This window comes from Okeania sp. (genome assembly GCF_983059655.1).
Map to the genome: position 1 here is coordinate 4,030 of NZ_CEZPJD010000065.1, position 14,603 is coordinate 18,632.

A 14,603-nucleotide genomic window follows, 5' to 3' on the forward strand; every position below is an offset into this window, starting at 1 on the left:
TAGTATTCATTTCCATTGGCATTTCTTCGATATCATCTGCAAAACCCGCCATTTCAGCGGCTTCCCAAGCGTCATCTACCGTTATTAACGCCCCGCAAGCAATATTCTCAAAAATAGAAGCACCATTGAGTCGTACATTCTGCAACACCACTCCTAACTGTCGTCGCACTCTGGCTAAATCTAAGGTTGATAAGTCGCGCCCATCATAATAAATAGTTCCTGCTACTGGTGTTTCAAATCCTAATAGTAACCTGACAATAGTTGATTTTCCACTGCCAGAAGGTCCAACAATAGCAATAAATTCTCCTGCTTCTGCTTCAATGGTAATATCATTAATAATAAGTGGAGTATCTGGGCGGTAGTTAAAACTAAGACGATCTAGTTTTATCCTACCGGAAAGTTCCCCTGGATCGGATTTATTGATGTCTACTTCCGGTTTTGCTGCTAAAATAGGTTGAGCGCGTTCCCATAATATGGTTATTTCTAGAATACTGACGATGGTTTTGCTTAAGTTTGTCGCTCCACTAATAAATGTACCGAATGCAGTGTTAAAAGCTAGAAATTTTCCAATGGATAAACCTGTTTCCTGTGTTTGAATTAAATACGCAGTTAATGTAAACAGTAAAATAGAGCTTACAGTTGGTAGAGCTGTGTTGAAGGCAGTAACGAGATCTTCAATGAGTTGCTTACTCAACATTAGTCTTGTTTGTTGGCTATATTTTTTTGCCCAATAAGCAAAAGCACGTTCTTCGGCACCAGCAACTCGTAGTTTTGAGACTCCGCCAATGAGTTGCACTGTCAAACCGAATATTTCTCCTGATATTTCTTGAAAGGAGCGTAATTTTTTACGGGCGATCGCTCCTGACCATAAGGTGATAAGACTGGTGAGACAAGCGATAGCAAGAGCTATGAGAGCAAGGGGAAAACTATAGATGAATAGTAATATTAAATTCAGTAGGGAGAAAAAGCTGGTGAATATTGTTGTGAGGATAGTGCTAGTGAGTCGATCGCGAATTTGACTAATGGCAGAAACGCGGTTTTGTAGATCTCCTGTGGAATATTCTCGAAAAAAGGCTGGTGTAAGTTTGAGGAGTCGATCCCATATTGCTGCTTGAATGGTGGAGCTAGATATGGTTTTTAATCTGAGAGTGACAAAGCTACGGGTTAATTGAAATATTGTTACTCCAAAACTGGCAGCTAACAAACCCAAACCTATTTCTATTAATAATTTTTCGTTGGCATCGGGAATAGCATTATCAATGATGATGCCTGTAGCTACTGGTGTGAACATTCCTAATAGAGTAGCTATGGTACCAGTGATGGCAACTGTTAGTAAATCTTTAAATTGACCTCTAAAAGCTAATTTAAAGATATCGAAGGCTAAAATATCTCTATGGGGAAAAGGGCGGTAAAAAGTGTAAGCTACTGATGCTAATTCTTGAGCTGTATCCTGGTTAAGTGGAATGCGGGTCAATTCTATGGGGTCAAAAATTTCATATTTTGCCGCTTTTAGCAGGGCAACTGGTCGATTTTTGGCTTCGTTATATGCTAACAGAGGTCCGCAGTCTTGTTGCCACCATTTGTTTGTGAGGGTAACGCGACGGGTGCGAATGTGGGATGCACTAGCGATCGCTTCTATGGGGTTTTCCCATCCTACTTCTGTTACTTCGGTTTCTATTTTTGGTGTAAAATTAACAGTTATGCCTAATGCTTTGGCTACTATACCGAAAGCAATTAATAGGGGAGTACCTGTTTGGGGTATTTGACTTAATTCTGGTTGCAGCACTGATGCTAATTCTATTAGTGCCTCTTGTGTCTTTTGTCGGTTTATATTTTGATTCATAGTGTGGAAGGAAGGCAGAGGGCAAAAGGCAGAAGGGAATATTGGTTCAAAGGGAGAAGGTTTTTTATAGTTAGAGGTTGTCTGAGAAGTCCTATTTTCTACATCCAAGCTCACTAAATCCCCTAAAATTGGGGGACTAGAGCAAGCAAATTGACTCTTGTTTCCCCCAAATTTGGGGGGTTAGGGGGGCAAATTTCAGTATCAAAAAACTTTTCAGATATCCTCTTAATTATCCGGAGATGATATTATTATAAATTATAGCAATCATCATTTAGTAAACTATCAACTTTATTAGCAGAAAAAATCTAGAATATGATATTATTTACGTTAGCTTCTACTTCCTCAACTATAGTGGGTAATATTTTTCTTTTTACTGGTCTTGCCAAAATTATAGAACCTTGGAAATTTACCCAACATATTGCCAAACTAGATTTAATAAATCCTCAGTTAATTATACCTACTTCCCTAACATTTACTGCTATAGAATCAGCTTTAGGAGTTGCTTTAATTTTGAGAGTTTTACCAACTGTAATTATGCCTATAAGTATTTTATTATTACTTAGTTTATCAGTGCTTACTTACTGGAGTACATCAACTGGTAAAACTGAAGATTGTGGCTGTTATAACGGTTGGTTAGAAATTACTCCTGTCCAAAGTTTAATTCTCAATGCTATTTATATTTTTCTGTTAATATTTGCTGAATTTTTTGGTCAATATCAACCTACTTTTTTGTGGCAATGGCTGATAGTATTAATAATTTTTATAATTAGCTATGCTTTAGCTGCTGGCTCCCTAGAATATATGCAAGAAAATGGTCGTCCGTATATTGATTTTACACCATTACAAGAAAACAGAAAATGGCAGATAGAATGGCTGGGAGAAGATTCAGAATCTCTAATGTCTGGGTCTGTAATTGTTGTATTTATGAGCCCTGAATGTTCTCAATGTAAACATTGGTTAGGTGTGTTGAAGTTAGTACAATGGCAAGATAATTTACCAGCAATAGTTGGATTAATAGATGCTGAAAATATTCAAGAAGGTCAAGATTTTGTAGATCGTTATTTTTTGAATTTTCCCGTTGTTGCAGTAGATAAAAGGTTTTATAAAAAATTGAAGATAGAGGTCGTACCTACAGCAGTTGTTTTGCAAGATGGAGTTATTCAAGAAAAATGGATTGGGTTAATGCCGATGTGGTTTATTAATAAAATTAATCAGGGGGGGTCTAATGATTGACTGTCTTGAGTTTGTCTTACATTCTGAGGTCCGCTCAAAATTACATGCTAGATGCCCCACTTTTAACTTCTGCGTAGCAATACTAGCCACACCTTTGCAGATAAATTTGAGCAACACAATCACTAGGATTTTTTTGTAAACAGTAATTGAACAAAGATTTTGCTTCCTCAATTGCTTCTGCATAGTAGTGAATCAAAGCTGCTTCAAAAATTGGCTTTGTTTCCAATTTGACTTGTTTTTTTTCATCAGGCTCGGCCTCAAATACCTCAAACACCCCTACCTTCCTAGATTTTCCCCTAACTTGCTCTTGAGCGATCGCTCGTATGGCATACTTCATCGGTTCCTCCAGACAAGCTAAAGTATGATGAGAAATGAGCAGTGGAGTATTGTAGACTTTCGTTAAATGCTGGAGGCGGGAACCAAGATTAACCGTATCACCAATGGCGGTAGTATCAATACGAGAGTTACCGCCTACCGTTCCTAATATCAACTTCCCTGTATTAATGCCAATGCCAATTTCGATAGGTCGGCGGTCTGGGCGTTGTCGGGTTAAGTTATATTCAGCTAGGGTTTTCAACATGGTCACTGCTGCATTGAGCGCAGAATCCGCACTTCCTTCAAACAGTGCCATGATTTCATCACCAATATATTTATCAATAAAACCACCATTTTCAACGATCGCAGGTTCCATACGTCGGAGATAGCTATTGATAAACTTCAATGTATCTTCTGGAGTCATCTGCTCCGAATGAGTTGTGAAGGCACGGATATCAGCAAACAAAACTGACATCTGCTTCTGCACAGACTCTCCTAGTTGAATTTCAGTGATACTTTTGCGAGCAAGAGATTGGAGGAATTGACGGGGAACAAATCTGGATAAGGCTTCATTAAGCTCAAACAATTCTCTCGTATACTGTTCTCGTTCGGCTTCGGCTTGTTTACGACTGCTAATATCTTGGAAAGCGGCGATCGCCTGAGAAATCCGGCCTGTTTCATCCCGAATGGGTGTAGTCGAGACTTCCATCGGGATAATCCGATCTGGGTGATGAATTTCTATATCCTCACAATGAACCGTTTCTCCTGTCAGCGAAAGCACAATCGGCAGTTGCTCTGAAGGATACAACTGCTTGGTTTCTGCTTTATAGATTTTAAAAGTATCTGAAATTTGATCTATCTTGCTATCGGGTAAAGCATCTAAATTGAGTAATTCCCTAGCTTTCTGATTAGCATAGGTAAGTTTTCCGCTCACATTATGAACCGATACACCAATTGGCATCGCTTCCAAAAACTGAGTCAGGCGACGTTCATTTTCCCGCAGTTGAGTATTTTGTCGTTCGAGTTGTTTGACGCGCAAGTACTTGCTGAGTGCTTCCTTAATTGTCAGATTGAGATCTGTGGTATCCCAAGGTTTAGTAATATAGCGGTAGAGATTAGCTGAATTCACAGCATTTCCCACTGCCTCTGCTCCAGCCTGACCCGTCAGCATAATCTTCAACATATATGGATATAGAAGATGAATCTGACTCAGGAGTTCGTCCCCTTTAATTCCAGGCATTAATTGATCGGAAATAACTACAGCAACTTCTATTCCTTCACTCTGCAATTCCTCTAAAATTTCGAGCGCCTCTTCACCACTTTCAGCCGCTTCAATACTATAATTTTGACCAAAGTTTCGTTGTAACTCCTCAGAGAGACTTTCCAAAACCATAGGTTCGTCATCAACTATTAGAATTGCTAGTTCGCTCATACTGACTCAAGGGCTGTTGTGATGATTTTAACCAACTCCTCTTTCCGCCATGGTTTATAGATACAGGAGTAAAGATTAGCTTCTTCCTTAGCTCGCTGAATCGCCGACTCATCAGCTTGCCCAGTTAACATAATTGTTTTTATATTACCAAATCGTTGATATACCTGAACTAAAAACTCATCCCCCCGCATTCCAGGCATTAGCCAATCAGAGACAATTAGCACAATCTTCACTCCCTCCTCATCTAGCTCTTGAAGAATTTCTAGGGCCTCTTCAGCACTTTCGGCCGCCTCGTACACAAATTTATCACCAAAGTGACGGCTAATTTGTTCCTGAAGGGTTTCCAGTATAACAGTTTCATCATCAACACACAGGATTGCTGCTTCAGTCATAATATTTTAGGATTAAGTGGCCAATTTTTAGGGAATTACATTAAATTAAATTAAATTATATAAGTAATGGGACTGACGAAGCAACTCTACCTGTGAGGTTCATTGTAACTAAACTTACACCATACTTAGCCAATATAAAGATAATTTTACGTAATAACAATGAAAAAAAAGAGTATTATAAATCCTACTATTTTGTTAAAAGAATATTATGAATCATAGGGTTATATCATGTTCGGTTGAATACTTAATAAATAACTGTTGTGAGGAGTCATATCATGTTCGGTTGAATATTTATAGAACCCCTAAACGGATCTATATAAGCATCTCCTCCACGCATAGGGAGTAGGGAGTAGGCAGCTTTGCTGTAGGGGGAAAGAATTGATGAATAACAGTGCAATAATTGATTTTATTTTTGATTGTTGGAGATATCTATCTATAGTAATTAAATATCAATATCCTCACTTATTGGCCTAAAAACCCAACATTAGCTAATATTCCAAATGGCTTTTATACTTTAGTTGAAGGAAGGTAGAATGCAGAAGGGAAAGAAAAGTTCAAAGGAAGAAGATTTTTGATAACTGATTATCTGAACATGGTATCATACTATGTCTGTTTAAAATAACCCCAATAAAAAATTTAGGGAATAGGGGAATTAAGAGGGAATTTGTTTGCTCCCCATGACAAAGCGCTGCAACTCCGCGACGACAAAAGTCGCATCTGGTAGCGCTCCAAGAAACGGAAAAAAATATTTTCTTGAGAGAGAATAAGATTTTTATTATGGCTAATTAATGAGGCTTGATCTCAGGAGTAGGGGCGATTATCCTACTGAATACTTTACAAATGTAAATGCGTTTGCGGAGCATTTTGAGGAAGCCTCAGAATTACGCACTCGTTTTTGAGTTTTGACTTCTAATTTGTGCGTAGCACTATATATGCACTTGTCTTTTAATATCATGTCCGGTAGCATCGTTGGTGTATAGAATTAAATCACAATGGGAAAAAAATCTTCTACCCTCTGCCTTCTGCCTTCCTTCCACCAAAGAATAAGTATTCAAGCGGACATAATATAACTGGAGTTTAGACCAGGGCAAATACATCTAATTTTTTTGACAAATAACCAAGAGGTACATTTCGAGAAAGGAGACTGTGAGACATCTTAGCTCATGCTCCACAAACACTTTTTTCGAGCAAGCGATCGCGTCCGATCTTGTTCGATATAGCATTACGCAAATAGGTTAGGGCAATTATAGACACTCAAACGAGCGTCAGGGATTACTTCTAACTTCTGACTTCTGACTTCTGACTTGCGCGTAGCGCTATAACTGATACGGGAGTATTTGTATTTATTGTTAATCTGTCTATCTACAATCACTTTGAGCTATGAAATCACAAATAAATATTGTTTTATATCATGTCCAGTTGAACAGTTAAAAATAAACTACTCATAATTTCCTACGGAATGCTCCGCAAACAGAATTTCCTACGGAATGCTCCGCAAACAGGAGACAAAGAAAGAAGAAAAGAAGGAGAAAGTTTTTTTATCACTAATTACCCGGACATTATATTACTTTTATTCCAGATATTACAGCCTGCAATCACTTATTTTTTTGAGGTTCATAAAATATTATTATTTAACTTTTATTATGCATACTACAGTATGCAATCATTCTTAAGTAATCAAATCACAATCAATAATAGTTCTGCTACCTGACAGTCAGACAGATCATTATACCAGATATTTTTACTTAGTTGAAATCAGAATTTATTATGAGCTGAATAAAACTTTGAGGAGGTAATTATTGTTCTGTTCGGCTCTTTTTCATTTATTTTTTATTCCAGTTTTTATAGTTTTTTCTTAGCTTAATAAAGAAGAAGAGATGAATATTGAAATAAAGGGAAAAACGATAGAAATAATCATCTATAGCAATGAGCGCTGGTATATTTACAAATTGCAGGAGTGGCCAAATAGCTAAAAGTCTTATATTATCTGCAATTTATTCCCCCTATTGCCTCTCTTGGTGCGCGTTCCCTCTCTTGGTCAGCATTCCGCAAGCGAGCTGACGGCGACGCGGGGTCTGACCGCTTGCGACTAACGTCGTCGCGGGGTCGCACCGCTATTGCCTGTTGCCTATTGCCTGCGCACAGCGCTATAAAATGAACTTAACCGGCTGTTTTTAAGCATATCCTTTCTATAGCAATCCTATTTTATTCGTGTCAAAAATCTTACTGCTTTTTAGGGAGAAAGGAACAGGGAACAGCCAACAGGTAAGAGTTTCAGTTTTTTTTATCTACTTTTTTATTTGTCGCAACCTATTTATGATTACTATAGATATACTTTTTATATAATTCTTTTTTGAAATTGGTATGAAACCTATGAAAGAGATTTCAGAGCCTAAATTTTTCCACTCTAGTTTTTAGTTTTTGAGATTAAAAAAGTCTGACGCTAAACTTCTGTTTATACCGTTTTAGAGTAAGCATTTCCTGCGGAATGCTGCGCAAACAGCTATTAGCAGTCAGCTAGCCTCTTACAGAGGAACAGCGTTATCAGCTTTTGAACGTAATAACTTACTAAGGTTATCAGATAACCTGTTTCTTTTACGCGGAATGCGGAAGCAAACACAACTGTTAATTCCCCTTGGAGACTTTGGTGCGATAATGAGCGAATAACTCATAGCTGATAACTGACCGCTGTTTTGCAGCATTCCGTAGGAAATGCTTACGTTTTAGAAGACTTGATTTTAGATGAATTAAACATGAAACTACGTTCTACATTCCATTGATTTTACTTCCGATTTTTGAGCATTAAACCTGCACCTATTGTACCAAAAGCTAACAAACCAACAGGGAAAGAAGACTCAGGGATTGATATTGTGCTAATAATAGCCTGGTCTGCTAGCAGACCAATAAAAGCTCCACCCGTAGGATTTTTTAAGAATAAGTCAATGGAGTTAATGTCATTAGGTAGGGGAATATCTATACTTTTAAAACTCTCGCCAATACCAAACTCAATTGGGATTTCAGTTTCAGTGCCTAGAAAAATGCTACCACCAACGATATCCTCAACATTACCAGTGCGGATTACGTTTACTGTTGCGAAAGAAGACCCTTTGTCAGTGAAGAATTGATTACCGGCAAACTCTAGTGCACTAGGAAATGTAAGCCCGTGTGGTGGGCCGGCTGCCAAAAGTTCTTCAGGATTTACAGGAGGTTGATTAAATGGATCTGTGACTGGCTGACCGACTTCCTGGAAAAAGTCTTCAGCTGGAGGTTCAAAATAAATGAGTAGCCTCGCCAAATCTGATGTCTGATTTCGGAAGGCGTGCGTGGCATTTTCGGGGCCCAAAATAAGCGTTTCAGGTGATGCCAGTGCTGTTTGGTCTTCTAATTGAAACTCTAAAGTACCATCCAGCATGAAAAACCACTCAGCTTCATTTTCATGGAAGTGTAATGGAGTACCACCACCAGGTACAACAACCACATCTAATAAGGTGTATTCTTCATTAGTGGTTTCACCTGTTTCAACAAAGGAAATTCGTCCACCTGCAACCCATGCAGTTTCTAAATCTTGGTAGAATAAAGATGTCGCTGAGGTATCATCTAACCCGGCTACATAATCAGTGATCGCCGTGGGAATGGGGCCATTCAAAAAATCATAGATATCAATCGAGCTAGATGTTTCTGTCGAGCTAGATGTTGCTGTTGAGGAATCCTGTTGTTCATGGTCATGGAAATGTAAACCAACGTGAGCTTGTGCGGGGAAACTGATTCCTAAAGTTAATAGAAATGAGCTAGCGAGGTAAAATGCGGTAGACTTAGTTTTTGTATTCATTAATAAAAATAGTTGCTGGAGACTCACACTTTAACGAAGTCAGAAGTCAGAAGTTAGAAGTTATATCATGTCCGGTTGAATAGTTATAAATAAACTACTCAGGAGTCAGAATTTCCTACGGAATGCTCCGCAAACAGAATTTCCTACGGAATGCTCCGCAAACAGGAGGGAAGAAAGAAGAAGAGAAGGAGAAAGTTTTTTCATCACTAATTATCCGGACATGATATTAACCCACCTCTAACCCCTCCCAGGAGGGGAAGTAGGGTATTTGAGCAAGGCTCCAAAAATATTTCGCCTTAAAAGGTGGGGTTTTAGACCCAATTATTTTGATAAAGTGTGTTTTAGTGTTGGGAGGAAAGCAACCAGCATATAAATTACTTTCCCCTAAAATTTGAGAACAAACTTAATCGATCGCCCGAAGCGCACTATTAAACTTTTTACATCTAGTAGTCAACTCAGAAGTATCAAACAATGACAACTGAATGTGGCTATCTAAAACCTTCCAATGAATTTAAAAAATTAAACAATTCCAACGTAGTTTCGGGCAAAATTCTTAGCAAATGTTGATGAAGTTGTTAATTGAGAGAGCTTAGATTCACTGAGTTTACGTCGAAAACGTACATCCTCTAAATCCTCTCCTTCCGGTGAGTGCAACATTGTCAACAAACTGTAAGAGAATTCTTGAGCACGCCAGATGTAGGGCAAGCGAATTTCGGAGTAGCGGTTTAGATAAGAAAGATCGTGGTTTTCTAGATAGTAGCTAATCAATGTCTCTGCTAAAACTCCCGCATCTTGCACCGCTAAATTTAAGCCTTTTCCACCCATTGGGGTAATAATATGAGCGGCATCTCCAGCTAATAATAATCGCTGATAAATCATGGGTTCCATCACATAATTCCGCAGCTCCATAATACGCTTTTGAAAGATTTCACCTTCATTTAATGGACATCCTTCTTTAGCAAGCCGCTGGCGTAAATTAGCCCAGATGCGTTCATCTGACCAATCTTCTAAAGTATCGGTGCTGGGAATTTGAAGGTAATAGCGAGAAATCTTGCTATTGCGAAGCATATGAGCTGCAAAACCATCTGGATGTACACCATAAAGAGTATGCTGGGCTGAAGGGGGAGCGTAGGCTAAAATAGCTAACCAGCGATAGTTGTATTGTTTGCTGTAAATATCTACCGCTTCAGAGGGAACAGATTGACGAGCTAACCCATGATAACCATCACATCCAGCTACAAAATCCGCTTGAATCGTTACAGTTTTTTGACTATCTAAATCATAACATTCAACTTCGACTTTGTCATCACTTTGAACAATCTTTTTGCCTTCATAATGAAAAAGTAACTTACCACCATCATTGATATATTTTTCAATCAAATCATCGTTGAGATCGCTTTGAGGATAAACATGATGAACATCTCCTCCACTTAAGCTTCCATATTCAAAAGTTAGGCTTTTATCAGGATAGCGAAACTCACAGCAACCGTGAGTATAAGCATTTTTCAACAGGGTATCCGCCAGGTCATTTTTTCTGAGAATTTCAACCGTTGTACTTTCAATAACCCCCGCCCGTCCACGAGCATAAATTTCTTCGCGATTGTACTTATCAATGATAATACAGTCTATCCCGTTTCTCAGCAGAATACTTCCCAGAACAATACCAGCAGGGCCAGAACCGAGAATACAGACCGATGTCTTCAAGATTGTTGTTGTCAACATAATCGTTTCCTTGAAAGTAAATTTACATTGATTTCCGAACAGCCTCGGGACTATCCAACTAGAACAAATTGGATTTGAAAGAGTGCTTGCGTTGTAATTACTAAGCCAATTAAGAATACAATTAAAGCACTAGTTGCCGAGAGGAAAGGAATCGAACGAACCTGATTTGGCAGTCGCTTGAAGAGTCGTTTAGCATTGACGAATATCAAACCTAAACCTGTTAATGTTGCAGCCAATCCTAAACTAAATATCAACACTAAAACCAAGCCGAAACTAATCTGATTGAGAGCTATCATACTGAGTAAAAGAACTAAAGCTGCTGGACAAGGCATTAAACCACCAGAAATTCCAATCATCAGAAGGCTGCGCCAGTTATTCGGATAATGGTGATGGGAATGGTCGTGATGGTGATGGGAATGATCGTGAGAATGGCCATGAGAATGGTCGTGATGGTGATGGGAATGGTCGTGAGAATGGTGTTCAGATTCAGATGGAAAAATTCGCAGAAAAAATAGATTTAGACCAATGAGAACGACTATACATCCTGATAATAAATTCAACCAAGGATAAAGCTGTTCTGGCAAAATATATTGAGTCGCAAATAGTGTAATGACACCGAAAACTAAGACACCAATAGTATGAGTAATTGTTGTTGTCATACCCAAAATTACCGCATCTTTTGCAGTCGCATGAGACCCAATCAAATAAGCTCCGACAATGGTTTTTCCATGTCCTGGAGAGAGAGCGTGAGTTGCTCCCCACAAAAATGCAAGCAGGATTACTACCCACCAATTTTGAGTCAAAAATGGAGATAAACTTGATTGAAGTTGGAATGAATACTCTCGATTATTAGAACTAAAAATGTAGCTTTGTACTTGTCCATTATGAAGGACTTTTACCAGACCATGACCATCGGGAAAAAGGGGCGAGAATAGATCATAGCGAATATTCAGGCTTTCAATGTGTTCCTGCCATATATAACTTAAAAATAAGGTACTGTGGATGTTAGTTTGAGTGGTAAAATTCAGCAGTTTAGAGACATCTTTTGTCGGTTCGAGACGAAGTGAACCTAAATCTCCTTTTTGATCCGTCAAACGCAGATTTTTAGAGAAGAAACTTTGTAGTTGAGTTTGATGAGTCCGAACTTCATCTAGGGAGAGTTGTTGATCTCCATTATCATCTGCGAAAGCTACTAAATTGGTTGGTATTGTGAGGTTAATTTCTGCTTCAGTTGGATTCACAATAATCTTAGCAACTGTTAAATCTGAGCCATGTGCTTGAGTCGGAAGGTTCAGAATTGTAGATAAAAACAATACGGCCAAACAGGATATAAAGCTAAGTTTGGATAAACAACGCCATTTGTTTTTCATCGTTTGAAAGGGGGTAAGAGTGAACTTTCAGGGAAAGAGAGAATGGAGTTGATTATCAACAGTTCAATTTACAACTCCAAACTTTTGAGTGCTTGAGATGAAAACAGATTCAATTCAAACTAAGTTTTAAACCGTGACTGTTTCCTTAATAACTGAAGGGAAATGAATTTTTTGCCGCAGTTGTTGAGTCATTGGATGTAAGTCACGGGGTTGAGTTTTGGGGCGGAATAATCCATCTTTTTCCCATCGTTCTTCGTTGAGGCTAATTGCCCAAGCATTTAACCAAGCTGACTCCGGAAAATCTGCTAATTTTTCAGGCATTGTATCTTCAAGTGCCATGCGGAAAATAACTTGGGCAAGTTCTTCAAACATTTCCAAACTAGCAATATGATCATCGATGAGTTGCTGTTCAGTTTTATTGGATTGTAAATTTCGCGATCGCAATTGCTTGATGAAATCCATTTCTAAGTAATCAAGATACTCATAATTCCCCCGATTTTGCGAGCGTTCTGCCCAGTCTATAAACAACTTTTGCATCCTGTGAGCTAACAGAAAAAATCGACCTGAACCTTGACGAATTTTTGCCCGTTTTTCAGAGTCAAGGAAAATCGAATTAAACATCAGAGGCGCACTAAATGCCCAGCCAGATAGGGTATCCCAAATCACCTTAATTGCCATCACCAAATCTTTATCAAAGCAGGAGTAAACTTTGTGAATATTGTCTTTTACCCCTTCGGCATAGGTGAGTAAAAAGCGATTTGCTTCCGTCACCATTTCTGAGGTTAACTTACCTTGCATATCTGCTTCAATCATCTGAGTGACAAGAGAATTTCCAAATCCAATTAAGTCAGTACCAGGAGAATAGAAGGGATCAGGAAATACGCCAGCTTCACCAACACAAGCCCAACGATTATTTGAAAAAATTTGCTTAGAAGAATAGCTATAGTGAGGCATCTTCATAAATTTTTGAGTTGAAATCCCTTGAAGATGATTCGCTAAAGTAGGTTCATAGGTTTGGAGCCAATCAAATGTTTTTTCCTCAGTGTTATGTTGTTTGAAAGGATGAACCGTTTCATCAGTGACAATCCCAATACTGGTGTAGTTACCGGGGAGCGGAATCATCCAAATCCAGTAGCCTTTTCCACACAAGTGATTGGTTGAATAATATCGTTGATTTTCAGGGACACGCTCATGCCAGTCTTGGTTACTTTTGGGAACAAAATCACTGACATCTATCCGTTCATTGACCCAGAACCAAACCGCACTATATTTAGAACTATTCCGTTGAGCTAAACCCAGTTTCTTCTGCAAAAATCGACGACGACCCATTGCATCAATAACCCATTTAGCTTGAATGGTATTCTTTTGCTTCGCGTCATCTTGAGTGTAAACAATTTCATGGAGTTCTTGATTCTGTTCAGATAGGGTAATATCAAGAACCTTGCAACTTTCTAAAACTTCAATTCCTGCTTCGATGTTTAAGTTTCGGAGATCATTTTCAAACTTACCTCGGTCAATTTGATAGGAGGAAGGGGAATGAAATTTAGATAGTCCGAGTTCAGGACGTTCTTCAAATTTACCTTGAGCATCACCTAAGAAGAAACGGAGTCCCAACTTTGGCATATGATTCAGTTTGAAATAACTATCGCCAAATTGGAGTGTTTCAGCCAGATAATAGGAACCCACTTCAACCGTTGATTCTCCAACTTTAAAAGCACCTTCAGGTAGAGGTCGAGCCAAACGATCCAGGACAATAATAGAAAGATCGGGCATTGTTAATTTCAACTGTCTAGCTAAAGTAGAACCTGCTAAACCACCACCGCAAATTGCTACATCATAAGTCGTTGTATTCATTGTGAAATCTCCAGAAAAGAGGGAACAGGGAACAGGGAACAGGGAACAGGGAACAGGGAACAGGGAACCCACCCCTAACCCCTCCCAGGAGGGGAATAATTGATAATTTATGGATAATAATTGATTTGATTTTTAATTTTTGGAAATATCTATTGTGAAATCTCCTACTTTATTGAGAGTAAACATTATTTCGGTTAAACCTAAGCCGTTACAAGCCCCCTAAATCCCCCAATGTTGGGGGACTTGTAGAAGCAAATTGACTTTTCTCCTTTGCTACATCACTCGCCCCCTAAATCCCCCAATGTTGGGGGACTTGTAGAAGCAAATTGACTTTTCTCCTTTGCTAAATCACTCGCCCCCTAAATCCCCCAAAATTGGGGGACTTGTAGAAGCAAATTGACTTTTCTCCTTTGCTAAATCACTCGCCCCCTAAATCCCCCAAAATTGGGGGACTTGTAGAAGCAAATTGAATCTTATTCCCCCCAAAGTTGGGGGGCTAGGGGGGCAAAATCAAAGTTGGGGGGCTAGGGGGGCAAAATCCCCAAATTTGGGAGACTAGGGGGGCAAAATTCCCAAAGTTGGGAGACTAGGGGGGCAAAACTCAGTATCAAAA

9 protein-coding genes are annotated in these 14,603 nt (G+C 38.9%); 1 reads left to right on the top strand and 8 read right to left on the bottom strand.

Annotated features, from left to right (window positions below; all coding sequences use genetic code 11):
- Nucleotides 1–1,843 (bottom strand): NHLP bacteriocin export ABC transporter permease/ATPase subunit (locus tag AC3DU7_RS06340; protein ID WP_488038509.1); only part of this gene is annotated, 1,843 nt, incomplete at its 3' end.
- Between the two features lie 312 nt (nt 1,844–2,155).
- Between AC3DU7_RS06340 and AC3DU7_RS06345 the strand changes: the two genes are divergently transcribed.
- Entirely contained in the window at nt 2,156–3,076 is a 921-nt protein-coding gene (locus AC3DU7_RS06345; RefSeq protein WP_488038510.1) for a TlpA family protein disulfide reductase, read from the top strand.
- A gap of 82 nt (nt 3,077–3,158) precedes the next feature.
- Here the strand turns inward: AC3DU7_RS06345 and AC3DU7_RS06350 are convergent, their stop codons facing one another.
- The 7 genes from AC3DU7_RS06350 to AC3DU7_RS06380 form a co-directional block, all read right to left on the bottom strand.
- A complete protein-coding gene (locus tag AC3DU7_RS06350; protein WP_488038511.1) occupies nt 3,159–4,823 on the bottom strand; it encodes a response regulator in 1,665 nt (554 codons plus the stop codon).
- Nucleotides 4,820–5,215, bottom strand: a complete 396-nt coding sequence (locus AC3DU7_RS06355; RefSeq protein WP_488038512.1) for a response regulator — start codon at nt 5,213–5,215, stop codon at nt 4,820–4,822. Before AC3DU7_RS06355 ends, AC3DU7_RS06350 begins: the two co-directional genes overlap by 4 nt.
- Nucleotides 5,216–7,198: 1,983 nt before the next feature.
- A complete protein-coding gene (locus AC3DU7_RS06360; RefSeq protein ID WP_488038513.1) occupies nt 7,199–7,327 on the bottom strand; it encodes a hypothetical protein in 129 nt (42 codons plus the stop codon).
- A 670-nt stretch (nt 7,328–7,997) separates the two neighbouring features.
- Nucleotides 7,998–9,044: a cupin domain-containing protein gene (locus tag AC3DU7_RS06365; protein WP_488038514.1), complete on the bottom strand. Its 1,047-nt coding sequence runs from the start codon at nt 9,042–9,044 to the stop codon at nt 7,998–8,000.
- Between the two features lie 519 nt (nt 9,045–9,563).
- Nucleotides 9,564–10,766 carry a 4-hydroxybenzoate 3-monooxygenase gene (locus AC3DU7_RS06370; RefSeq protein WP_488038515.1) on the bottom strand — a complete coding sequence of 401 codons (1,203 nt, stop codon included), beginning with the start codon at nt 10,764–10,766 and terminating at the stop codon, nt 9,564–9,566.
- Between the two features lie 50 nt (nt 10,767–10,816).
- Complete coding sequence (locus tag AC3DU7_RS06375; RefSeq protein WP_488038516.1) at nt 10,817–12,136, bottom strand: nickel/cobalt transporter; 1,320 nt, start codon at nt 12,134–12,136, stop codon at nt 10,817–10,819.
- 126 nt (nt 12,137–12,262) lie between these two features.
- Nucleotides 12,263–13,990, bottom strand: coding sequence for an NAD(P)/FAD-dependent oxidoreductase (locus tag AC3DU7_RS06380; protein ID WP_488038517.1), 1,728 nt, complete (start codon nt 13,988–13,990; stop codon nt 12,263–12,265).
- Nucleotides 13,991–14,603: the final 613 nt, after the last annotated feature.

Coding starts and splice junctions, on each gene's coding strand:
- AC3DU7_RS06345 (WP_488038510.1), top strand. CDS start 2,156: ATGATATTATTTACGTTAGCTTCTACTTCCTCAACTATAGTGGGTAAT.
- AC3DU7_RS06350 (WP_488038511.1), bottom strand. CDS start 4,823: ATGAGCGAACTAGCAATTCTAATAGTTGATGACGAACCTATGGTTTTG.
- AC3DU7_RS06355 (WP_488038512.1), bottom strand. CDS start 5,215: ATGACTGAAGCAGCAATCCTGTGTGTTGATGATGAAACTGTTATACTG.
- AC3DU7_RS06365 (WP_488038514.1), bottom strand. CDS start 9,044: ATGAATACAAAAACTAAGTCTACCGCATTTTACCTCGCTAGCTCATTT.
- AC3DU7_RS06370 (WP_488038515.1), bottom strand. CDS start 10,766: ATGTTGACAACAACAATCTTGAAGACATCGGTCTGTATTCTCGGTTCT.
- AC3DU7_RS06375 (WP_488038516.1), bottom strand. CDS start 12,136: ATGAAAAACAAATGGCGTTGTTTATCCAAACTTAGCTTTATATCCTGT.
- AC3DU7_RS06380 (WP_488038517.1), bottom strand. CDS start 13,990: ATGAATACAACGACTTATGATGTAGCAATTTGCGGTGGTGGTTTAGCA.